The organism is Amycolatopsis camponoti (genome assembly GCF_902497555.1).
GTDB classification, from domain to species: domain Bacteria; phylum Actinomycetota; class Actinomycetes; order Mycobacteriales; family Pseudonocardiaceae; genus Amycolatopsis; species Amycolatopsis camponoti.
In genome coordinates, this window is record NZ_CABVGP010000001.1 from 3,186,005 (window position 1) to 3,207,591 (window position 21,587).

24 protein-coding genes are annotated in these 21,587 nt (G+C 72.8%); 15 read left to right on the forward strand and 9 right to left on the reverse strand.

Annotated elements, in window-relative coordinates; translation table 11 throughout:
• Positions 1–7: 7 nt before the first annotated feature.
• Entirely contained in the window at positions 8–1,030 is a 1,023-nt protein-coding gene (locus AA23TX_RS15090) for an alpha/beta hydrolase (protein WP_155543149.1), read from the forward strand.
• Here AA23TX_RS15090 and AA23TX_RS15095 read toward each other — a convergent pair.
• Positions 1,019–1,471 (reverse strand): hypothetical protein, encoded by a 453-nt coding sequence (locus tag AA23TX_RS15095; protein ID WP_155543150.1) that lies wholly within the window; start codon positions 1,469–1,471, stop codon positions 1,019–1,021. The genes AA23TX_RS15090 and AA23TX_RS15095 overlap by 12 nt on opposite strands.
• 111 nt (positions 1,472–1,582) lie before the next feature.
• On the reverse strand, positions 1,583–2,146 hold the full coding sequence (locus tag AA23TX_RS15100; RefSeq protein ID WP_155543151.1) for a dihydrofolate reductase family protein: 564 nt from the start codon (positions 2,144–2,146) through the stop codon (positions 1,583–1,585).
• Positions 2,147–2,240: 94 nt separating this feature from the next.
• Between AA23TX_RS15100 and AA23TX_RS15105 the strand changes: the two genes are divergently transcribed.
• The 6 genes from AA23TX_RS15105 to AA23TX_RS15130 all read left to right on the forward strand — a co-directional run bounded on the left by AA23TX_RS15105 (position 2,241) and on the right by AA23TX_RS15130 (position 7,168).
• Positions 2,241–3,221: a sigma-70 family RNA polymerase sigma factor gene (locus AA23TX_RS15105; protein ID WP_155543152.1), complete on the forward strand. Its 981-nt coding sequence runs from the start codon at positions 2,241–2,243 to the stop codon at positions 3,219–3,221.
• Between the two features lie 386 nt (positions 3,222–3,607).
• Positions 3,608–3,976, forward strand: coding sequence for a roadblock/LC7 domain-containing protein (locus AA23TX_RS15110; RefSeq protein ID WP_155543153.1), 369 nt, complete (start codon positions 3,608–3,610; stop codon positions 3,974–3,976).
• A 31-nt stretch (positions 3,977–4,007) separates the two neighbouring features.
• On the forward strand, positions 4,008–4,373 hold the full coding sequence (locus AA23TX_RS15115; protein ID WP_196425446.1) for a hypothetical protein: 366 nt from the start codon (positions 4,008–4,010) through the stop codon (positions 4,371–4,373).
• A gap of 20 nt (positions 4,374–4,393) precedes the next feature.
• On the forward strand, positions 4,394–5,062 hold the full coding sequence (locus AA23TX_RS15120; protein ID WP_155543154.1) for a hypothetical protein: 669 nt from the start codon (positions 4,394–4,396) through the stop codon (positions 5,060–5,062).
• Positions 5,063–5,381: 319 nt separating this feature from the next.
• Entirely contained in the window at positions 5,382–5,843 is a 462-nt protein-coding gene (locus AA23TX_RS15125; RefSeq protein WP_155543155.1) for a DUF6292 family protein, read from the forward strand.
• Positions 5,844–6,202: 359 nt separating this feature from the next.
• A complete protein-coding gene (locus AA23TX_RS15130) occupies positions 6,203–7,168 on the forward strand; it encodes an MEDS domain-containing protein (RefSeq protein ID WP_230862501.1) in 966 nt (321 codons plus the stop codon).
• On the opposite strand, the gene AA23TX_RS15135 is transcribed toward AA23TX_RS15130, so the two are convergent.
• On the reverse strand, positions 7,165–7,683 hold the full coding sequence (locus AA23TX_RS15135) for a helix-turn-helix domain-containing protein (protein WP_230862502.1): 519 nt from the start codon (positions 7,681–7,683) through the stop codon (positions 7,165–7,167). The genes AA23TX_RS15130 and AA23TX_RS15135 overlap by 4 nt on opposite strands.
• Before the next feature lie 169 nt (positions 7,684–7,852).
• Between AA23TX_RS15135 and AA23TX_RS15140 the strand changes: the two genes are divergently transcribed.
• The 5 genes from AA23TX_RS15140 to AA23TX_RS15160 are packed head-to-tail and all read left to right on the forward strand — an operon-like array spanning position 7,853 to position 11,944.
• On the forward strand, positions 7,853–8,854 hold the full coding sequence (locus AA23TX_RS15140; protein WP_155543157.1) for an NADH-quinone oxidoreductase subunit B family protein: 1,002 nt from the start codon (positions 7,853–7,855) through the stop codon (positions 8,852–8,854).
• The gene (locus tag AA23TX_RS15145) at positions 8,851–9,309 is read left to right on the forward strand and encodes a NifU family protein (RefSeq protein ID WP_155543158.1); all 459 of its coding nucleotides are present in this window, start codon (positions 8,851–8,853) and stop codon (positions 9,307–9,309) included. Before AA23TX_RS15140 ends, AA23TX_RS15145 begins: the two co-directional genes overlap by 4 nt.
• Positions 9,306–9,926, forward strand: coding sequence for a DUF5947 family protein (locus AA23TX_RS15150; protein WP_155543159.1), 621 nt, complete (start codon positions 9,306–9,308; stop codon positions 9,924–9,926). Before AA23TX_RS15145 ends, AA23TX_RS15150 begins: the two co-directional genes overlap by 4 nt.
• Positions 9,927–9,935: 9 nt before the next feature.
• Complete coding sequence (locus AA23TX_RS15155; protein WP_155543160.1) at positions 9,936–10,616, forward strand: response regulator transcription factor; 681 nt, start codon at positions 9,936–9,938, stop codon at positions 10,614–10,616.
• Positions 10,613–11,944, forward strand: coding sequence for a sensor histidine kinase (locus AA23TX_RS15160; protein WP_155543161.1), 1,332 nt, complete (start codon positions 10,613–10,615; stop codon positions 11,942–11,944). Before AA23TX_RS15155 ends, AA23TX_RS15160 begins: the two co-directional genes overlap by 4 nt.
• A gap of 24 nt (positions 11,945–11,968) precedes the next feature.
• Here AA23TX_RS15160 and AA23TX_RS15165 read toward each other — a convergent pair whose 3' ends face one another.
• Entirely contained in the window at positions 11,969–13,177 is a 1,209-nt protein-coding gene (locus tag AA23TX_RS15165; protein ID WP_155543162.1) for a DUF1501 domain-containing protein, read from the reverse strand.
• The gene (locus AA23TX_RS15170) at positions 13,174–14,475 is read right to left on the reverse strand and encodes a DUF1800 domain-containing protein (RefSeq protein WP_155543163.1); all 1,302 of its coding nucleotides are present in this window, start codon (positions 14,473–14,475) and stop codon (positions 13,174–13,176) included. The genes AA23TX_RS15165 and AA23TX_RS15170 overlap by 4 nt, the downstream gene beginning before the upstream one ends.
• Positions 14,476–14,626: 151 nt before the next feature.
• On the opposite strand from AA23TX_RS15170, the gene AA23TX_RS15175 reads away from it, so the two are divergent.
• Positions 14,627–15,082, forward strand: a complete 456-nt coding sequence (locus AA23TX_RS15175; RefSeq protein ID WP_196425324.1) for a mycothiol transferase — start codon at positions 14,627–14,629, stop codon at positions 15,080–15,082.
• Positions 15,083–15,185: 103 nt separating this feature from the next.
• Here the strand turns inward: AA23TX_RS15175 and AA23TX_RS15180 are convergent, their stop codons facing one another.
• Positions 15,186–16,562, reverse strand: a complete 1,377-nt coding sequence (locus tag AA23TX_RS15180) for an MDR family MFS transporter (protein ID WP_155543164.1) — start codon at positions 16,560–16,562, stop codon at positions 15,186–15,188.
• A gap of 11 nt (positions 16,563–16,573) precedes the next feature.
• Positions 16,574–17,842: an alpha/beta fold hydrolase gene (locus tag AA23TX_RS15185; protein WP_155543165.1), complete on the reverse strand. Its 1,269-nt coding sequence runs from the start codon at positions 17,840–17,842 to the stop codon at positions 16,574–16,576.
• Positions 17,843–17,952: 110 nt separating this feature from the next.
• Here AA23TX_RS15185 and AA23TX_RS15190 point away from each other — a divergent pair, with 110 nt between their 5' ends.
• Together AA23TX_RS15190 and AA23TX_RS15195 are read left to right on the forward strand one after the other, a co-directional pair.
• Entirely contained in the window at positions 17,953–18,537 is a 585-nt protein-coding gene (locus AA23TX_RS15190) for a TetR/AcrR family transcriptional regulator (RefSeq protein WP_155543166.1), read from the forward strand.
• Between the two features lie 174 nt (positions 18,538–18,711).
• A complete protein-coding gene (locus tag AA23TX_RS15195) occupies positions 18,712–19,665 on the forward strand; it encodes a sensor histidine kinase (protein WP_155543167.1) in 954 nt (317 codons plus the stop codon).
• A 10-nt stretch (positions 19,666–19,675) separates the two neighbouring features.
• On the opposite strand, the gene AA23TX_RS15200 is transcribed toward AA23TX_RS15195, so the two are convergent.
• Together AA23TX_RS15200 and AA23TX_RS15205 are read right to left on the reverse strand one after the other, a co-directional pair.
• A complete protein-coding gene (locus AA23TX_RS15200) occupies positions 19,676–20,368 on the reverse strand; it encodes a signal peptidase II (RefSeq protein ID WP_196425325.1) in 693 nt (230 codons plus the stop codon).
• Between the two features lie 209 nt (positions 20,369–20,577).
• Entirely contained in the window at positions 20,578–21,525 is a 948-nt protein-coding gene (locus tag AA23TX_RS15205) for a GNAT family N-acetyltransferase (protein WP_155543169.1), read from the reverse strand.
• Positions 21,526–21,587 lie beyond the last annotated feature (62 nt).

The window sequence follows — 21,587 nt, forward strand, 5'->3', positions numbered from 1 at the left end:
GCCACTTATGACCACGCAAGTCACGGACCGGTCCTCCGCCCCGGCGGTCGGACCACCACCACCCTTCGATCCCGAGCTCGCTCCCGTCGTGGAGATGCTGACCAGCCTGCGCCCGCCCGACGCGTACCGTCCGGACACCATCGTCGAAATGCGCAAGCCCGTCCCCGGTGTGGAGACCCCGACCGACGAGATCCTCTCGCGCGGTGGCGCCTACAGCGTGGCGGAGCGGGCGGTGCCCGGGCCGGCCGGGGAACCGGATATCTCGCTGCTGATCTGTCTCCCGAAGCACGCGGCGACCCCGGCCCCGGCGATCTACCACATCCACGGCGGCGGCATGATCGTCGGAGACAACCGGTTCGGCCTGGCCGAGATGGTGGACCTGGCCGAACCGTTGGGCATGGCCGTGGTCTCGGTCGAGTACCGGCTCGCACCCGAGACACCCCACCCGGGTCCCGTCGAGGATAGCTACGCGGGCCTGGTGTGGGTCGCGGATCACGCCCACGAGCTCGACATCGACCCCGAGCGCATCGTCCTCGGCGGTGCGAGCGCCGGCGGCGGCCTCGCGGCAGGTGTCTCCTTGCTGGCACGCGACCGCGACGGCCCGGCCATCCTGGCCCAGCTGCTCCTGTCGCCGATGCTGGACGACCGCAACGACTCGCCCTCTGCTCGCCAGATGCGCGGCGTCGGTATCTGGGACAGCTCCTCGAACGAGACCGGCTGGAACGCGCTCCTCGGCGACGGCGTTCGCGGAGGACCGGACGTGTCTCCGTACGCTGCGCCTTCCCGCGCCGCGGACCTCTCCGGCCTGCCGTCCACGTTCGTCGACGTCGGGTCGGCCGAAACGTTCCGGGACGAGGACGTCGCCTACGCGAGCCGCATGTGGCAGGCGGGCGGCCACGTCGAGCTGCACGTCTGGCCCGGCGGGTTCCACGGGTTCGACGTCGTGGTTCCGCACGCCGTGCTCTCGCAGGACGCCATCGCCGCTCGAGCGGCATGGCTGCGCCGTCAGCTGGGCGTGTTACGCCGGTGAGGCCGGCCGGCCGACCTTGGTCTCGCACCGGACGAGCGGCGCGGCCTCGGTGCCGGACGCGACGCAGTCGACGCCCTTGCCCGCTTCGGGCACCGGGTAGGCGAAGACCGTCGGTGCGTCGCTGTCGCGGCCGACGGAGAACTTGACGACCGCCGGCGTCCAGGTTCCGGTGCCGTGCAAAGTCTTCGAGTAGTACACGGTGTGCGGGCCGATGGTGGTGCTCATGCCTTCGCCGTCGTCGTTCAGCTCGTGCACGTTCAGCACGTAGTCCGCGGCGGTGTACTTGCCTTCGTTCTCGTGCCCGGCTTCGGCCGGCGTCGCGCTGGTGACCTCCGGCGCGACGGGGTCGGCGGCGGTGGCCATGACCGTGGCCCCGATCGCCACCACCGCCGCCCCGGCCGCGACGGCGATGACCCCGGCTCGTCTGCTGCGCACCCTCATGGCGTCTCCTCGCTCCCGCTTGACGATCAAGCTAGGGGAGCGGGGCAGGTGGCCACCTCGGCCGAAGGTACCCCGGACCTCGGCCGAAAGGACGAGGTCCGGGGGCGGGGGTCACGCTGTCGCGTACGTCAGCAGGGCGAGGGAGCCGCCGACCGCGCGGGTGCCGACCAGGCGCAGGGGCTTGACGCCGCTCGTCCCGGGGAAGAGCCGCCCGCCCGCGCCGGCCACGACCGGGTAGGTCATCAGCCGCAGCTCGTCGGCGAGGTCGCGCTCGATCAGGTCGTGCACGAGCCGCCCGCTGCCGTAGACGACGATCTCCCCGCTCACCTCTTCCTTCAGCTTCGCGACCTCCTCGATCCCCAGCACTTTCGTCGTGCCCCAGTCGTCGCCGACAGCGCCGGAGGAGACGACGTACTTCGGCAGATCCCGCAGCCGGTCCGCCCATTCGCCGGTGCGCGACACCCAGCCGCGCCTGATGAAGTACTCGTAGGTCCGCCGTCCCATCAGGAGGGCTTCGGCCCCCAGCGCTTCCTCGTATTCGACCTCGGCCCACGCCACGCGGTCCTGGTCGCCGATCCAGGTGAACCAGCTGCCGCGGCCGGTGCCCTCGTCGCCGGTCGGGTCCTGGACGACTCCGTCGAGCGTGACGTTCTCGCTGATGATGATTTTTCCCATGCCGGTTCCGACGCCGCGGCACCCGGAAAAGGGGCGGCGCCCCCTTCACGTCCCCGACGGCGTCCGTACAGAATCACGACGGGAAGGGACGCGGATGGGAACGGAACTGATCGGCCGGGCGCGGGCCGGTGACGGCGAGGCGTTCCGGGCGCTGACCGAGCCGCACCGCCGTGAGCTGCAGGTGCACTGCTACCGGATGCTCGGCTCGTTCCAGGACGCCGAAGACGCGCTGCAGGACACGCTGCTGTCCGCGTGGCGCGGGCTCGACGGCTTCGACGGACGCGCCTCGATCCGCACCTGGCTGTACCGGATCGCCACCAACCGGTGCCTCAGCGCGTTGCGCTCGGCCGCCCGGCGCCCGGCGAAAGCGTGGGACATCCCCGGCGTCGAACCGCCCGAGCCGACCCGGCTCGGCGAGGTCGTCTGGCTCGAGCCGTTTCCCGACGCGCTCCTTCCCGAGGCGGCCGGCCCGGAGGCGCGTTACGAGCGGAGCGAGTCCGTCTCGCTGGCGTTCGTGACGGCCCTGCAGACCCTGCCACCCCGGCAGCTGGCCGTGCTCGTCCTGCGCGACGTCCTCGGGTTTCCCGCGAGCGAGGTCGCCGGGATGCTGGACACGACGGCCGACTCGGTCAAGAGCGCCCTCAAGCGGGCTCGCGCCGGCCTGCGGCGCCGGGAGCCGGGCGCACCGCCGCCCGCGCCGGGGTCCCCCGAGGAGAACGCGATCGTGGCGAACTTCGTGCGCGCGTGGGAGAGCGCCGACATCGACGCGCTGGTGGCCCTGCTGACCGACGACGTCTTCATGGCGATGCCGCCGCTGCCGCTCGAATACGAGGGCCGGGACGTCACGGCCCGCTTCTGCGCCGGCCTGTTCGGCGCGGGCCGCCGCTTCACCCTCGTCCCGACGCGCGCCAACGGCCAGCCGGCGTTCGGCGCCTACCTGTGCGGCGCTTCGGGGATCCGGCACGGCACCGGGTTGTACGTCCTCGAGCTGGCCGGCGACCGGATCCGGGCGATGACGCGCTTCGAGAACAGCGTGCTCCCGGCGTTCGGCCTGCCGCGCTCGCTGCCGGAATGACCGCGGACGCCGGTGCCGCGGCGAATGGGTGAAAGTGACCTGCCGATCACGCAGAGATACAACCGTGATCGGGGGCTCTTGACGGCATAAGCGCATTTCAGGCGGGGCTGCCGAAAATCGGGAACACTGACGCCGTCTCCGTTGTGATCAATGGACGACGGTTTCCGTGGTGAATTATTTTTGGTTACACCAACCGGCTTGCTTCACCCGATCGTGTAAAGGCGAGGGTGACCGTCCTGCGTTAAGTGATGATGGCTGTAGGGTCCCTCGCGGCAGGGCAGCCCGAACGGCTGATCGTCTTTACCGCCGCCGGTTTGCTCATGACTTCGACCGGAGTTACCGCGCCCGTCCCGGGTCGATCGGTGATTCCGAAGGAAAGAAGAGAATTGGACTTCGACGCACTGGCCGCTGAGCTGCGAAATCTCCGGGAAAGCGTAGCGGGGGTGACCGGCACGGTGCTCGCCGCGGTCGACGGGATACCGATCATCGCCGACGCGGACGACTACCTCGATCCGGCGAAGATCTCCGCGCTCGCCGCCGCCGATCTCGGGATCGCGCGCCAGGCCGCCGAAATGACGGGCAAGGGCACGCTCAGCCAGACCGTCGTGTTCGGCAGCGACGGCTACATGGCCGTCTACGCCGTGGGGCGGCTGGCGCTGATGGTCGTCCTGGGGGACAAGGGCCTGAACGTCGGGCGCCTGCTCTTCGAGTCCCGGCCCGTCATCGAGCGGATCGGCACGATTCTGGCCGCGTAGCAGCAAGTTCAACGGAAGGAACGGCATGATGATGAACATCGACACCGCGCTCAAGGAAGCCATGTCGATCGCCGGCGCCGTCGGCGTCGCGCTGGTCGACTACGAAAGCGGGATGTCGCTCGGCACCAGCGGTGGTGGCGAGTGGCTCGACCTGGAGGTCGCCGCCGCCGGCAACACCGAGGTCGTGCGGGCGAAGCTGCGGGTGATGTCGTCGCTCGCGCTGAACGACAGCATCGAGGACATCCTGATCACGCTGCACCGCCAGTACCACCTGATCCGGTTGATCAACACCTCGCGCAACTCGCTGTTCCTGTACCTGGTGCTGGACCGGGAGCGGGCGAACCTCGCGCTGGCCCGGCACTACCTCAAACGCATCGAAGCCGACCTGCAGGTGTAACCCCGGAGGAGGAGAGGGCGATGACCGGAGGCGGCTCCCGCGCCGCACTCGTCATCGGCACGACGTTGATGCACGACCTCGGCTCGTTGTTCCCGGTGGCGATGAACCTCGCCGGCGACGAACTCGCGTTCACCTTCGTGTCGTCCTGCCCTTCGCCCGATGCCGTCGAGGAGTGGGTGCGGCTGCGGTCGGGTGCCGTCGTGGCCGACCGTGTGCTGCGCTTCTCCGTCGACGCGGACGGCAGGCGGATCCGCGTCGAGCTCGCCGGGACGCCGGTCCGGGCCGTGGTCGTGCTCGCGGCCGACGTCACGGCGGCGGCGGTGAACGCCCCGCGCCTCGGGCGCTGGCAGGACCAGATGCCCTGCACGCTGAAGGTCGCGCTGGACGAGCTCGCCCGCGTGCTTTCGCGCTCCCACCACCGGGCCGGCGGCGCCGAGCCGCTGATCGACCTGGACCTCGCGTACCGGCCGGACCGCGACTACGAGGTCCGGCTGTCCGGGGCGCACGAACGGGTGCGCCCGTTCATCGCGCCGGTCCGCCCGGTGCTCGCGATGCGCTGGCGGTCGACGACCTCGGCGCAGCGCAAGGCGATCCTCGACGAGCTCCCGGACGGCGCGCCCGCCCGCGGCTGGCTCCGCCGCCGGCGCACCGTCCGGATCATGGGGCTGGAGATGGAAGTCTCGTCCTGACCCCGCCGGTGCGCCCGTCCCGAGAGCGGTGCTGTCGAGGCGCAGACCTTCGGCGAGTGGGGACCTTCGGCCCGCGCCGCGTCCGCCGCGCGGGCCGGAGGTCCCGGCCGATAGGGCCGAAAGGCGCCTTCCGGTGCCGGCCGCGGATCCGTACCGTCGAGTCCCGATGCGACCCGGCCGGAGGTGGCCGGTGCCCGTCCCGGCGCGACGCGGCCCCCGGGGACCGTGTTCGTCCCGATGTGCCACCACGCGGTGACCGGCTCCGGTCCCGGCGTGCCACCTCCCGCCGCGGCCGCCGTGCGTGCCGACACGATGGAGGATGATCCCGCTGCTGACCGGTATCGACCGTGACCACCACCTGCGGAACGGCCTGATCGGCTACCTGGCGGCGGTGGGTGCCGCGGTCGACGTGGGGGAAGAGTCCTGCACCGTGGATCCCGGCGACCCCGCTTCGGCGTACGTCGCCCTCGATGTGCGGTTGCGCCGGCATCCCGGCCGCGACATGGCGCTGGTGTGGGACGAGCGCCACGGCTGGGCGTTCGCGATGGAGACGCATTCCGGCGAGGACCTGCTGGTGCTCTCCTACCTGGGCGACGAGCTCGTGCCCGCGCCGTCCCGCGTCCGCGCTTTCGTGACGGCGGTCCGGTCCGCGGGCGGCGCGTCCGGCGAGCCCGTTCCGCCGGACCTGAGCGGAGACCGCGGGGATCTGCTCGCCCTGCTCGGCCGCCATCGTCGCGTCCGGTGGGCGGCGACGGTCCCGTTCCGGCCCCACGCCTGGTGAAACAATTCCGTCCTGGCCACCGGGGCGGCGGGAATTGTTCTTCGAACACGTGGACACAATGGTTTCCGATCCGTTTCCGGGTAACCCGCGGACAGTAGTGTCCTGGCCCGGTCCCGGTGAGACACATCTGGCCGTCAACCTGCTGTGTCACGGCGGTTTCGCGCTCCGGAGCCGTCGATCCGGCGGTGCCGGGCGGGTGCCGCGAGCGGAGTGCGTCAATTACTCCGAACGGGTGCAATCAATTCGGTGAGTAATAGCCGGATCGGGCGCGGTCGAGTACGCTACCGGCGTTCTGCGGGAATTCCGGGGAAAAACACGATCATCGCGACGAGCGATCGACGACGGCTTCAGGAGGCTTCGTGCACAGGACGACTCCGGCCGCCGGATCCGCGCCGGAAGGTGCGCCGGAGGCCGGCTTCCGGCACCAGGGGTGCCTCTACGGCAGCGACGCCGAGTTCCTCGCGATGGCCGTCCCGTTCGCGCAGGAGGGGTTGCGCCGGGGTGAGCCGGTGCTGGTCACCACGACCGCGGCCAACCTCGGGCTGCTGCAGGCCGCGGTGGGCGCCGACACCGACCGGATCGCGTTCGCCGAATCGGCCTACATCGGCCGCCGGCCGGCGAAGCTGGCCGACGCCCTGCACCGCTACTGGAACCGGCACCGCGCCACCGCGCCGACCGGTGCCGTCCGCGTTCTCGCCGAGCCCGCCCGGGCGGGCAGCCCCGGCGAGGAAGCGGCGTGGCAGCGCGCCGAAGCGGAGTTCAACGTGTCCCTGGCGGGCACCCACATCTGGATGATCTGCCCGTACGACACCCGGACCCTCGACGCCGGCGCGGTCGAGCACGCCCGGCGTGCCCACCCGGAATGCGTCGTGGACGGGGAGATCCGGCCGTCCGGCGAGTTCACCGCACCCGGGGAAGCCGGCGGATCCGGCGAGCCCGCACCGCCGGGCTCCGCGGCCGACCTCTTCCGCTTCGAGGGCGATCTGGTCGCCGTCCGGCGGCACGTGCTCGAGCGGGCGAGCGCCCTGCTCCGATCCGAGAACACGGTGACGCTGTTCGGTGTCGCCGTCGGCGAGGCGATCGCGTACCTGCTCGAGCACGGCATCGACCGGGCGGCCGTCTGGGTGCGGCCGGCGGCCGGCCGGGTGGTGTGCACGCTGCACAGCGACCGGCCGGTCGACGGCCCGGCGTTCTACGGCCTCCGCCCCGCCGGCACCGGGTTGTGGATGAGCGACCGCATCTGCGAATGGCTCGATGTCAGCTCCGACGCCGCGGGCTGCACCATCGAGCTGGCGATGACCGCCGGGAGCCAGGACGGCGCCTAGGACACTTCTGTCCCGCGCCGCAGCCGGACGTCGCCGAAGCGGTCCTCGATCCGGCGCAGGTCGCGCAGGCGGGGCTCGGTCTGGCCGCCGAGCCAGCGGGTCAGCGTCTTGGCGGACACGTCCAGCTGCTCGGCCGCGGTCTCCTTGGAGATCCCCCGGCTGCGCAGCGCCTCGGCCAGCCAGTCGGCGAAACTGGCGGCCGGTTCCGGTCGCGCGGCCGCGGGGGCGTCCGGCCGGACGTGGGAAGGGAGCACGTCGAACTCGACGCGTCCGGGGTATTTCCGGCAGGAGACCTCCAGCACCCCGGAAGGTCCGGCGGCGGTCAGCAGGGCACGGAGGATCGTGTTGCCGATTTCGCGGTCTTCCGCGTCGGCGAGCGGCGCGTCCCCGAGGCAGTGCTGGACGAATTCCCGGATCCGGGGAACCGCGGACGGGCGAGCCGGAAAGATCTTCGTGACGATTTCGACCGCCACGACTTCGATCGACTTCCCCTGCGACCGGCCGGCCGATTCCATTTCGATCAATGTCCCTTCCGACGACGTGTCCAGTGTAGTCGCGGAAACGCGCGGCGCGAACGTCCGGTTTTGTCCCGCCCGGGCGATCAGGAGTGTCCGGCGCTCTTGCCGCACCTGTCCGACGGGACTACGGTGGCGTCTTCTCGCGTGCGCGGCGAAGGGGTCAACGATGGTCAGCGCCACGGAGGCGGGCTCCGGAAATACACCACCGACCGTTCATATCCTGTGGATGAATGGCGGACTGAGCTGCGACGGCGAATCGGTGGCGCTCACCGCGGCCACCCAGCCCAGTATCGAAGAGATCGTTCTCGGCGGGCTTCCCGGCCTCCCGGAGATCGCCATGCACTGGCCGTTCCTCGATTTCCAGAGCGGGCCCGACGGCGGCCGGGACAGTTTCATCGAATGGTGGCACCGCGCGGCCCGCGGGGAGCTCGACCCGTTCATCCTGATCGTCGAGGGGTCGATCGCCGACGAGACCACCAAGACCGAAGGCTTCTGGAGCGGCTTCGGCACCGACCCCGAGACCGGCCAGCCCGTGACGGCGAGCGAATGGCTCGACCGGCTGGCTCCCCGGGCGATGGCGATCCTGGCGGTCGGCACCTGCGCCAGCTACGGCGGAGTGCACGCCATGGCGGGCAACCCGACCGGCGCGATGGGGGTGCCCGAGTACCTCGGCCGGGACTGGCGGTCGCGGGCCGGGCTGCCGATCGTGTGCGTGCCGGGTTGCCCGGTCCAGCCGGACAACATGTCCGAGACCATCCTGCACCTGCTCTTCCAGGCGTCCGGGAGCGCGCCGGAGATCGACGTCGACGAAGCGCTGCGGCCGAAGTGGCTGTTCGGCAACACCGTCCACGAAGGCTGCGACCGGGCCGGCTACTACGAGCAGGACGAGTTCGCCGACCGCCACGACTCTCCGCGCTGCCTGGTGAAGCTGGGGTGCTGGGGCCAGGTGGTCCGGTGCAACGTGCCCAAGCGCGGCTGGATCAACGGCGTCGGCGGCTGCCCGAACGTCGGCGGCATCTGCATCGGCTGCACCATGCCCGGGTTCCCCGACAAGTTCATGCCGTTCATGGAGGACCCGGCCGACGCCGGAGTGCCGACGGCGACGAGCAGCGTGGCCGGGTCGGCGATCCGCATCCTGCGCGAGATCCGGACGGCGGGGGACCGGTGACACCCGCCGCCGGGGCCCGCCTCGGGACGCTGCTGGCCACCCTGCTCGCCGGGGAGCACCGGCGGCCCGCGGAGGAGCTCGTCCGGCAGCTGACCGACCTCTACGGCGACGGCCTGACCCGGGTCGTCGCCGCGCTGCGCGAGCACGCGCCGGACCTGCTCGACGCGATCGCCGCCGACGACGTCGTCACGGACCTGCTGGTGCTGCACGACCTGCACCCGTTCGGCGTGGCCGAGCGGGTCCGGCTCGCGCTGGAGCGGGTGGGCGGCGACGCCGGGTACCTGGGCCTCGACGGCGGCGTGGCGCGTGTGTGGCTCGGCGGCGGGTGTTCGGGTGTGCCCCAGTCAGTGGTGGAAGCCGCGGTCCGGGACGCCGCCCCGGAAGTCACCGGCGTCGAGTTCGTCACGGCGTTCTACCAGATCGGCGTGGGACCGCCCGCGGGACGGGCCTCATGAGTGTCCACAGTGGATCCTTCCCCGCCGTGCGGGAGCGGCGCGCGGTGCGGCCCGAACGCTGTGAGCTGTGCGGGACGCCGGTGGCCGGCCGCCACGGCCACGTCGTCGACACCGGCCGTCGCGGGCTGCTGTGCTCCTGCCGGGCGTGCTTCCTGCTGTTCACCCGGTGCGCGAGCGGCGACCCCCGCTACCGCGCCGTGCCGGAACGCTACCTGTGGGACCCCGGGCACCCGGTCGCCTGCCTCGACTGGCGCCGGCTCGACGTCCCGGCGGGGTTCGCGTTCGTGCTGCGCCGCGGCACGCGCGTCACGGCGTTCCAGCCCGGCCCGGCCGGCGCCACCGAGACCGTGCTGCCGCTCGGGCTCTGGGCGGACCTCACCGCGGGCCACCCCCTGCTCGCGGCGGCGGAACCCGAGGTCGAGGCGATCGTGTTCCGGGGGACCGAGCGGATCACCGAGTGCTTCCTCGTCCCGATCGACGCGTGCTACCGGCTCGTCGGCGCGGTCCGCCGGTTCTGGACCGGCCGCGACGGCGGGCCCGAGATGCGGGCCCGCGTCGGCGAGCTGTTCGCGGAGATCGCGTGGCGAGCACGGCCGCTGTGCGGGGGCGACGACTAGGCTGAACGGGTGGACGAGCCGACCGCCCCGCGCATCCTCCTGATCGAGGACGCCGAAGCGATCCGCGTGCCGGTCGAGGCGGCGCTGACCACCGCCGGGTTCTCGGTGCGGGCGTGCGCCGACGGCGCCGGGCTCGAGGGCGAGCTGACCCGCGCCCGGCCGGACCTCGTGGTGCTGGACGTGATGCTGCCCGGCCGGGACGGCTTCGAGCTGCTGCGCGTCATCCGGCGGCACTCGGCCGCCGGGGTGGTGATGCTGACCGCCCGCGACGGCGTCGAAGACCGGCTGCGAGGCCTGGCCGAAGGCGCGGACGACTACGTCGTGAAGCCGTTCGTGCTGGCCGAGCTGGTCGCGCGGGTGACGGCGGTGCTGCGCCGGACCGGCCGCACCCGGCCCACCATCGAGGTCGGGGAATTGGTGGTCGACGTCGAGGGCGGCCGGGTCCGCTACGGCGCCGCCGACGTCGAGCTGACCTCCACCGAGTGGAAGCTGCTCGTGCACCTCGCCGAGCACCGGGACCGGGTCGTCACGAAGACCCAGGTCCTCACCGCGGTGTGGGGCTACGGCGACTACGCGGCGAACCTCGTCGAGGTCAACGTGAGCACGTTGCGCCGCAAGCTCGAGGCGCACGGCCCGCGCGTGGTGCACACGGTCCGGGGCCAGGGGTACGTCCTGCGCGGGGACCCGTGACCGGCCTGCGGACGACGTCGCTGCGGCGCCGGGTCACCGTCACCGTGCTGGTGGTCCTGGCCGTGGTGCTGGTCGCCGTCGGGCTCGTCGTCGACACGGTGTTCCGGGCGCAGGCCGAGCGGGACGTCAACGCCGTGCTCACCGCACGGGTCCAGCTGGCCCAGCAGCTGGCGAAGCAGAACGTGGCACCGCAGAACCTGCTGCGGCGCCTGGAAACGCGCGGGGTGCGGGCGTCGCTGGCGCTGCCCGACGGGACGTTCCTCGGCGCGGCCGACCTGCCGCCCGACGACCGGATCCGCCAGGTGCGCGCCACGCTGTCCGGGCCGGCGCGCATCGACGGCGCGAAGCTGACGCTCACCGCCGACGAGTCGCTGATCGCGACGGCCGAGCAGAGCCTGCGGTGGGTGCTGCTCGGCACCGGTCTCGGGGCCCTGCTCGTCGCCGCGATCGCGTTGCTGCTGGCCGTCCGGTTCGCTTTGGCACCGCTCGACGCGATGACCCGGCTGGCCCGCACGATCGTCTCCGGCGGGCGCGGCGGCCGGCTCGCGCCGGAGCGCACCGGCACCGAGCTGGGCCGCGCGGCCGCCGCGTTCGACTCGGCGCTCGACGCCCTCGAAGGCGCGGAGCGGGCGGCACAGGCGTCGGAAGAACGCACACGCCAGTTCGTCGCCGACGCGGCCCACGAGCTGCGGACTCCGCTGGCCGGGGTCCAGGCGGCGGCCGAGGCGCTGCTCCAGCAGCCGCCCGACGCGCCCGCGGAGCAGCGGGAACGGTTGCAGCTGCTGGTGGTCCGCGAGTCGCGGCGGGCCGGGAAGCTGGTGGCCGACCTGCTGGACCTCGCACGGCTCGACGCGGGCGCGCAGCTCGAGCGCGCGCCGGTCGCCTTGCTCGATCTCGTGCGGACGCAGGCCGAGCAGGTGCGGCTGACCGCGCCCGACGTCGTGGTCGAGGTTTCCGGGCCGGACACGCGGGTGCTCGGCGACCGCGCGCGGCTCACCCAGATCGTGGCGAACCTGACCGGCAACGCGGTGCGCGCGATGGACGGCCGCGGGACGCTGACCGTCGAGGTCACCGGGGACGGCGTCGTCGTGTCCGACACGGGTCCGGGCGTGCCGGGCCCGGACCGCGAGCGCATCTTCGACCGCCTGGTCCGCCTCGACGCGGCTCGCGGTGGTGAAGGTGGCTCGGGCCTGGGATTGCCGATCGCCCGCGGGTTCGCCCGTGCGCACGGCGGCGACCTGTGGTGCGAAGCGGCACCGGGCGGGGGTGCGCGCTTCCGGCTGGCCGGTCTGCCGCCCCTGGAGGTCGTGAGTGAGAAACAGGGTTAGAACACGGTTTCCCACTCACGACCGTCAGGTGAAGAGGCCGTCCATTCGTCCGCTGTGGCCCGGGAGCACCTTGCCCGCGTCCGTGCCCAGCACGTCCTCGACCAGGCTCGCGTAGACGTCGCGGAAGTCCGTGGTCAGCTTGAGGTCGCCGTCGTCGAGGTCGGTCAGGCTCGGCTCCGCGCCGTGGAAACCGCCCTTCACCTTCGAACCGAGGACGAACACCGGGCCCGCGGTGCCGTGGTCGGTGCCCTGGCTCGCGTTGGCCGTGACCCGGCGGCCGAACTCCGAGTACACCAGCACCGTCGCCTGCTTGCCGCGGTCGGACTTCGCCAGCCGCTGCGCGAACGGCGTCAGCGCGCCGTCCAGTTCGGTGAGCAGGCGCTGCTGGGTACCGCGTTCGTCGGCGTGCGTGTCGAAACCGCCCAGCGACACCGAGTACACCCGCGACGGGACGCCCGCTTCGATCAGCCCGGCCACGACGTCCAGCTGCGCGGCCAGCTCTCCCTTGGCTTTGTGACCATCCTTTGTGGACGAACCGACGGTCCGCACGGCCCGGTGCAGGTCGTTCACCGACCGCGCCGCGCGCGCCTGCCAGAACCCTTCCCCGGCCTGGCCGGCGCCCAGGCCCTCGAACGCCTTGCCCAGCGCGCCTTCCGGCAGCTTCAGCCCGCCGACGGGCAGGGAGGCCGCGGCCGTCCGCTCGCCGGCCAGCATCGGCGGCAGCACCGGGTCGACGGACACCGCGCGCAGCGGGTCGTCGCCCGTCGCGTCGAGCCAGCGGCCGAGCCAGCCGGTCGGCACCGACGTCTCCGGCGACGCCGTCTGCCAGATCGCCATCGACCGGAAGTGGCTGTGGTCCGGCTTGGGGTAGCCCACGCCGCGCAGCACGGCGAGCTGCCCGCCGTCCCAGAGGCTCTTGAAGCCCTTCATGCCCGGGTTGAGCCCGAGGCCTTCGCCGAGGTCGAGGACCTCTTCGGGCTTGTACGCCAGCTCGGACCGGGCGTTGAGGTAGGCGGAGTCGCTCGCCGGGACGACCGTGTTGAGCCCGTCGTTGCCGCCGTAAAGCGTGACGACGACGAGCACCCCCGCGCCCGGGTCGAGCGGGTTCTCCCCGGCGGCCGTCATGAGGTGACCCCAGTCGACCTGGGTGGCCCCGGCGGCGAGCGCCGCCGCGGCCGTCACGCCGGTCGCGGTGAGGAACCGGCGTCGGTTCACCTGCTGCACGATCGTCACCCGCTCACTGCGTATTCGGGGGCACAAGCGGCCACTGTGGACAGTTGACGGACATTCCCGGCGACGCCGGCCAGCGCGGCCCGGGTCCGGTCGGACCAGGCGTCGACGCCGAGCAGGTCCCCGATCGCGGCGACCTTGTCTCGCGCCTTCGTCACCGCGCCGAGGTCGGCGTGTTCGGTGACCTGCTGCGCGAGGTGCAGCCGCGCGAGGCCCGCGGACGTCGTCAGCCAGGCTCCGCCCGCCGCCCAGCCGCCGACGCTGGGTGGCTGGAACGGCACCTGGCCCATCCCGCGCAGCCCGGTCAGCAGCTGCGCGCGGGTCTTGTCGTCGAGCTTCCCCGGCCGGACGCCGAGCGCCCGCAGCAGGCCGGCCAGCCACTCGACCGGCTGCTTGACCAGCGACGTCGCGCTGTCGTGGAACGCCGGCTCGTCGGTGACCGCGCGCAGCAGCGCCCGGATGTCGCGGCGGCTCCCGTAGGCGGCGACCAGCCGGTTGAGGACATCGGCGGGCGGTGGGGCCGAGGACACGAGCCGGAACCACACGCGTCCGGCGACGAACGCCGCCGACTCGGGCCGGCCCAGCACGAGGTCGGTGAAGGACTCCGCGTCGAAGTCGCCGCTCGCGCCCAAGATCTGCTTGACGCCGTCGTCGTGCCGCTTGGCGACCAGCCGCGCACCGTCGGCGTCGCGCTGGGCGGACCAGCCGGTGAGCGCCCGCGCCGCCTCGCGGACGTCGTCCTCGGTGTAGTGCCCGACGCCCAGGGTGAACAGCTCCATGAACTCGCGGGCGAGGTTCTCGTTGGGCTTGCCCGTTTTGTTGCTGTTGCCGTCGAGCCAGAGGAGCATCGCCGGGTCGACGACCATCGCGCGGGCCAGGTCGGTGAAGCTGCCGAGGGCGTGGTCGCGCTGGGTCCGGTTCTGCGCGAGCATCAGCCGCGGGCTGCGGACCTTCTGTTCACTGGTGGCGAAGTGCCCGTGCCAGAACCAGGTGAGCCGTTCGACCGACGCGACATCGGCGGCGGCCATCCGATCGAGCCACCAGCCCACGGCTTGCGTGGCTTGGGCCTGCACCTGCTTCTTCGCCTGCTGTTTCGCGGCCTGGTCGGCCTTCTTGCCGGGCTTGTCCGGCGGCGGGCCGAGATCGGGCATCGGCGTCGTGGCCGCCCCGGCGTCCGGACCGGCGCCGAGCAGCCGATCGCGGGTCTCGGCGAAGCCCCGGTCGAGATCCCCGGGCCGGGGCCCGAAGCCGAGGCGATCGTGCAGCCGCCGGACCGCCGCGCGTTCGGAGAGAACCACCATGCCCCCGATCCTGCGGCGCGGGACCTGGTCACGGCGACCGGCGAGGGCGTTTCTTAAGGCGATCCACAGCTGCTGGCGGCCCCGAGCTCGCTCGCCGTCGTGCCGGTAAGGTCGGCGCCGGCTTCGACGGCCGATCCGACCAGGGGAGCGCATGGACATCAGTGACGAGGACTACCTGTGGTTCGCCGGTCGGGCCCTCGACGGCATGGCGGCGATCCTCGCCGAGCTGGGGGACGACCGGGCCAACCGGCGGCCGCCGCTGCCCGGGGCCAACTCGCCCTACGTGATCGTCACGCACTGCCTCGGCGTCCTCGAGTTCTGGGTCGGCTCGCTGGTCGCCGGCCGCGCGGTGGAGCGTGACCGGGAGGCCGAATTCACCGCGTCCGGCCCGGTGGACGCGCTGATCGCGCGGGTCGCCGCCGCCAAGGACCGGCTGCGTGCCGATCTGTCGGTGGCCGAGTCCGCCGCGCCGCCGCGCGCTCCGGTACCCGTCAAGTACGCCGGGACCCCGGCGGGCCGGTCGCAAGGTGGTGCGCTGCAGCACGTGTACGAAGAGCTGGCGCAACACCACGGCCAGCTCGAGCTGACCCGCGACCTCCTCCGCTAGAGCCGATCGGCGAGCATCCCCGGCCATGCCGGCCAGTGTCATGACAATCGCGACGGCGGCCCCGGATCTCCCCATTTCGCCAACGCAGCCCGAAAACGGCGCACTACCGAGACCGGAGCGGGACCTCCCGGATCCGCCACGCCGCGACGACCGCGAGCGCGGCGGCGAGTGCGGCGACGGCGAAGATGCGCGACATCCCCGTCACCAGCGGGCTGCCGGCCAGCAGCGCGCCGAACGCCGACGTGCCGACCGCGCCGCCGATCGTGCGGAACATCGTCGTGTTCGCCGTCGCCACGCCGATCTCTCCGGCCGGCACGGTGTTCTGGGCGATCACCGTCATCAGCTGCGTGCTCAGGCCGAGCCCGGCACCGACGAGCACGAGCGCGCCGCTGGTGAGCCAGATCGGGGTGCCGGCGTGGCCGGTGGCGAGCACGGCGCACCCCGCCGCCATCGCCGAAGCCCCGATGATCGGGAAGATCCGGTACCGGCCGGTCCGGCTGCTCACCCGCCCGGCCACCTGCGACGCGATGACGACGGCCAGGGTCATCGGCAGCAGCAGCGTTCCGGAGCCGGACGCCGAGACGCCCTGCACGGTCTGCTGGAACAGCGGCACGAACGTGATCGTGCCGAAGCTGACCACGCCGACGACGAAGACCACCGCGGTCGTCAGCCGGATGTTGCGCCGCGCGAACAGGCTCAGCGGCAGGACCGGTTCGCTGCTGCGCCGTTCCACCGCGACGAAAGCCGCGAAGGCCGCGACGGCGATCGGCAGGAGCACCGCCACCGGGCCCGTGCCGGTGGTGAGCAGCAGCAGGCCGGTCACGGCGGTCGTGAGCAGCAGCGCGCCCGCGACGTCCAGGTGCACCCGGCGCCGGGGCGCGGACGGCACCACCAGGACGACCGCGGTGGCCGCGAACACCGCCAGCCCGAGCGGGAGGTTGAGGTAGAAGTTCCAGCGCCAGCCCAGGAAGCTCGTCACCAGACCGCCGAAGAGCGGGCCGCCGATCTGCCCCGCGGCCATCACGCTCGCCGTCAGGCCTTGGTAGCGGCCGCGTTCGCGGGGCGGGACCAGCACCCCGATCAGGGACAGCGCGCCGACGGCCAGCCCGCCGCCGCCGAGGCCCTGGACCGCGCGGAACGCGATCAGCTGCGTCATGTCCTGGGCGAACCCGCACGCCACCGAGGCGACCGTGAAGAGCGCGATCGCGCTCAGGTGCACGCGTTTGCGCCCGTGGAGATCGCCGAGCTTGCCCCAGATCGGCGTCGAAGCGGCCGTCGTCAGGGTGTAGGCGGTGACGACCCACGAAAGCCGGTCGAGGCCGCCGAGCTGCCCGACGATCGTCGGCATCGCCGTGCCGACGACGGTGGTGTCGAGCATCGCGAGCAGCATGCCGAGCAGCAGGACGGCGAACGCCGCGCGCAGCCGTCCCGGGCTCATCGGCGGCGCGGGCACGTCGAGGGGTGGTGGGGAGACGACCATGACGGTTCCCCTCAGACGCCGAGGACGAGGTCGGCGACGTGGTCCGGCTGTTCGAGCTGCGGCTGGTGGCCCGCTTCGCGCACGACCGTGAACTCGGCGCCTTCGTCGTTCTCGCCGGCGAAAGCCGCCGCAAAGGCACGTCCGTAGGAGAGGTCGGCGATCCCGTCGCTCTCACCCCAGACGACCCGCACCGGCAGCCGCACCGATTCGAGCCGGGCCCGCAGCGCGGGGTCGTGCATGTACGGGTCGCCCGCGTAGCCGGTCAGGGCCGCGGCGTTGCCCTGCACGGCGGCGAGGCGCTCGGGCGGCAGCAGGGACGGGTCCGTGCGGAACCGGTCGGGGGAGTGGAAGACGTAATCGGCGAGCTTGTCCGGCGGGATCGCCGACAGGTCGGTGATCGGGTGCCCGTCGACGGTGATGCCGACGGCGTCCAGCAGCACGAGCCGGTCGACGCGGGACGTCTCCCCGGCGTCGCGGGCCGCCTGCTCGTCGACGCCCATCTGCGCCGCGATCCAGCCGCCGACCGAGTTGCCGGCGACGAGGACGCCGGTCAGGCCGAGTTCGCCGAGCAGCCGCCGGAACGTGCGGGCCAGCCCGGGAACATCGGTGACGCCACCGGCGGCCGGGGTGCCGTCGAAGCCGGGGATGACCGGCGTGAGCACCCGCGCGCCGCGCGCTGCGAGGAGCGCGGCCAGACCGGCGACCGAAGCCGGGCCCGCGCCGCCATGCAGCAGCAGGACCGGCCGGCCGGCACCACGCTCTTCGACCCGGACGGCCAGGTCGTCGTCGAGCCGGACGTCGGTGGTCACCGGCGTCTCGCTCGCGTAGGTCGTCGCCGGTTCCGTGTGGTAGCGGGCCATGATCTCGGTGATTTCGTCGCCCTGCGCGGGCCGGCCGGCCTCTTCGGCGAACGCGCGCAGGTCGCGGAAGTACTGGACGTACAGGTCCGGGGTGAAGGTGTTGAGGATGACCGCGGGTTCGTCGCCCGGGTTCGCGAAGGTGTGCGGCGCGCCCGGCGGAACCATGACGAGGCTTCCGGCGGGAGCGTCGTGGCTCTCTTCGCCGACCGTGAAGCGGACCGTGCCGCGCACGACGTAGAAACCCTCGTCGTGCTGGGCGTGCCGGTGCTGCGGCGGGCCGGGCGTGTGCGGGGCGACGACGATCTCGCCCAGGCCCAGCCGGTGGCCGGTGGTGCTGCCGTCCTCCAGGATCCGCAACCGGATCGGGCCGGTCATGGTGATCTCGCCGTCTTCGGGCCCGACGATCGCGATGCGCGTCATGCTGCTCCTTGTGAGAGTGAACTATCACGAGGAAGGTAGACCCTCATCTAGCGTTCGTGCAAGTGGACTCTTATGATGAGAGCCGGCTCAGGTCACGGAAGGCGGCGACGATGGACGGCGGACGGGTCAACCAGAAGCGGCGGACGCGCAACGCGATCCTGGCCGCCGCGACCGAGCTGGTCCGCGCCGGCCGGACGGTGACGATGCCCGAGGTCGCCAAGGCGGCGGAGGTGTCCGAGGCGACCGCGTACCGGTACTTCCCGGACCTGGCGAGCCTGCTGCGGGAAGCCGTCGCGGGGACGCTGTTCGACCCGGCCGAGGCGCTCGCGCCCCTCGCGGACCGCGTGGATCCCGTCGCCCGCGTCGCCGCGGCGACGGAACACCTGCTGCGCCACGTCCTGACCCACGAGGGCGCGGTCCGCGCCATGATCGCGGCGACGATCACCCGCCCCGCGGACACGGTCGCCCGGCCGGGGTTGCGCTTCGGCCTCATCGAGGCGGCGCTGGCCCCGCCGGCCGAGCTGGGCGGGATGGCCGCGCCGGAGCTGGCTCAGCTGAAGCGCGATCTCGCGGTCGTCATGAGCGCGGAGGCGCTGTTCGGGCTCACCGACCTGCACGGACTGCCGGCGGGGGAGGCGGTGGACAGCATCGTCCACACGGCGAGCGTGCTCACGCGGGCCGCCCTCGAGAGCTGAGGCCGGCGACCGCCGGCTCGCCGCTTTCGGCCCGCTGTGACCGCCGTCTCGTCGTGGTGCGCCCGGCCTGGGGACGGCGGCGTATTCTCGGAGCGTGCAGATGCCGACACAGGGCGACAGTGAGCCGGTTTCGCCGGCCCGCTGCCGGGGTGCGGCCCGCGCGGAGCGCGTGTCGTGACCGCCGATCCGAAGACCGCCCGCCGAGGTTACGACCACGCCGCCGTCCGCTACCGCTCCGATGCCGACCTGCTCGCCGTCGCCGTGCCCTTCCTCGAAAGCGGGCTGGCCGCGGGCGAGCCCACGCTCGTGTCACTGGAGCCGGAGCGGGCCGAGCTGGTCCGCCGGGCGCTCTCCCCGGCGGCGAAGACGCAGTACCTGTCCACGGACGACTTCTACGCCCGGCCCGCCGCCGCGATCAGGTCCTACCGCGACCTGATGGCCGGGCTCGTCGCCGACGGGGCCGGGGGCATCCGCATCTTCGGCGAGATCCCACGCGCCGCCATCGACACGTCGTGGGACTGGTGGGCCCGGTACGAAGCCGCGGTCAACCACGCCTACGACGAGTTCCCGCTGCGCAGCGTCTGCGCCTACGACACGCGCACCACCCCGCGGCACGTGCTCGACGACGTCGCCCGCACGCACCCGTTCGTCGCCATTCCCGGCGGGCAGCGCCGCAACGCCGGCTACATCGACCCGCCGGCCTTCCTGGCGGACCCGCGGCCGATGACGCCGCACCCGATCCAGCACTCCGCTCCGCTCGTCGAGCTCGCCGACCCGGACCCGCCGACCGCCCGCCACGCCGTGCTCGGCATCGCCGGGACCGACCTGCCCGCCGGTGAGATCGACGACCTCGTCCTGGCGGTCAGCGAGATCGTCGACAACGCGGTGCGCTACGGCCGTCCGCCGATCACGATGCGGATCTGGGCCGACGCCGGCCACGTCGTGGTGACCGTGCACGACACCGGCGAAGGCCCCGCCGACCCGTTCGCCGGCCTGCTGCCCGCCGCCCGCCACATCGGCGGCCGCGGGCTGTGGATCGCGCACCAGGTCTGCAGCCAGGTGACGCTGCACCGCGACGAGACCGGCTTCACCGCCCGGCTCACCGCGGGCAACCCCTGGCGCCGCTGAGCCGGCTCGCCTACCGGCTCACGGAAGTCCGGTGGACGCGCGGGGGATGCGTCGTCCCGCCGTAGTGGGTGGCCCCGAGCGTCACGGCGGCGACGAGCACGGCGGCACCGCTCGCCGTCACGATGCGTGCCGGGGTGCGCAGCCGCCGCCGGGGGCGGGGGATGTCGGCGGAGGTGTGGGACAGGTTCGCCGTGGCCCACCGGTAGCCGTGGGCCAGCGAAAACGCCAGGGTGGCACCGATGATGAAGAAGTCGGCGACGTTGAAGGTGTACCGGCCGACCGGGACGAAGTCGATGGCGCCGCGGACGCTGCCCGGCGCGGTGAGGTGGTGCAGCCCGAGGCGGTCGAGCAGGTTGCTGATCCAGCCGCCGATCGCCAGCGCCGCCGGCGCCCGCAGGAACGCCGGGTGCCGACGGCGCAGGAGGAGCAGCACGGCGGCGGTCAGCAGCGCGCTGCCGGCGAGGTCGAGCACCGCCCCCGTCACCGGACCGGCGTACCAGGCCCCGACGACCGGCCCGACCAGCGGGTTGCCGCCGAAGTTGATGTGCGCCCGTGGCACTTCGCGCCAGGCCCACGCTTTGGTCACCTGGTCCGCGACGACGACCAGGATGAGGGCGAACGCGGTCCACGGCGGCCGCGAGACCCGCGCGCCGGGAACTGCCGCTTCGAGCCGGGTGGTCCCGGCGGTGCCGTCGGAGCTCATGGTTTCCTCACAGCCCGGGCTCGGCGACCACGGGCCGTGGCCCGGACGGGCGGCGACGGGGCTGCGTGGATTCGCGGGGTTGGGGAATACCCCACCGGCGGCGCCGTCAAACATCGCGTTCGGGAATCGAAGTGTCCATTGTGGACGTGAGGGGTGCTGCCCGGGGCCGGTGAGCCACGGCGGCGCGGTCCGAGCGGCCGCCGTGATCCTCAGCCGGCGGTCTTGAGCAACGGCGCGTCCCGGGAGATCTCCCGGAAGCCGACGCCGTAGTAGAGCCCGCGGGCCCGGGGGTGCCCGGGCGCACCGAGGCACGCGACGGTCGCGTGCCGCGCGCCCGCCGCCCGCGCCCGGTGCAGGCCGTGCAGCATCATCGCCCGGCCCAGCCCGAGGCGCCGGTAGCCCGGGTGCGTCCCGACCGGCTCGAACTCGACGGTCTCGTTCACCTCGTCGAGCCACAGGATCGCCGACGCCGCCATCGTCCCGTCCGGCGCTTCGACGAGGATGTGCAGGTCGCCGCGGTACGCCGGGGTCCGGCGGACGCCTTCGTAGGCTTCGGCCGTGTACGACGTCGGAGTCCACGCGTGCGCGTGGGCTTCGACCGCGGCCGCCGGCCCGGCCTCGTCCGCGGTGCGGAAGCGGAATCCCCGCGGCAGCACCGGTTCTTCGATGTCGACGAGGTCCCGCTCGGTGAGCTGGGTCCACGACCCGGTGTCGCCGAGGGCGGCCGGGTCGGTCTCGTAGCCGTGCGCCGCCCAGCGCTTCAGCGCGAACTCGTCGCCGGCACACGGCAGCACGGTGCGCTCAAGGTTCTCCGCCGTGGCGTCGAACCAGGTGATCACGTCGTCCACCAGTCCGGCGTGCGCCGGGTGGACCTGGTGGGCGAGGTACGCGCCGGTGACGTCTTTGACGGACCCGTCGGTGCGCCGCACCCGGTGCGGGAGCTGGGCCCAGCCCCACGCCACCAGCTCGCCGTCGGAGAACCACAGCCGTCGCCGCCAGCCAGCACCGTCGGCGGCGTGCCCCCGGCCCCAGTTCCAGGCCAGCTCGCCGTACGACGCGTCACTGTTCACCAGCTCCGGCCGGGTGGCGGTGATCCGCTGCGCCAGACCCTGCATGAGCTCGACGTCGTCGGCGGTCAGCGGTTCGGCGGTCACCATGGTCAGCCACTGTGTCAGCACACGGGGAAGCCGTCGAACCGATTTCCGGGCAGCGTGGACCG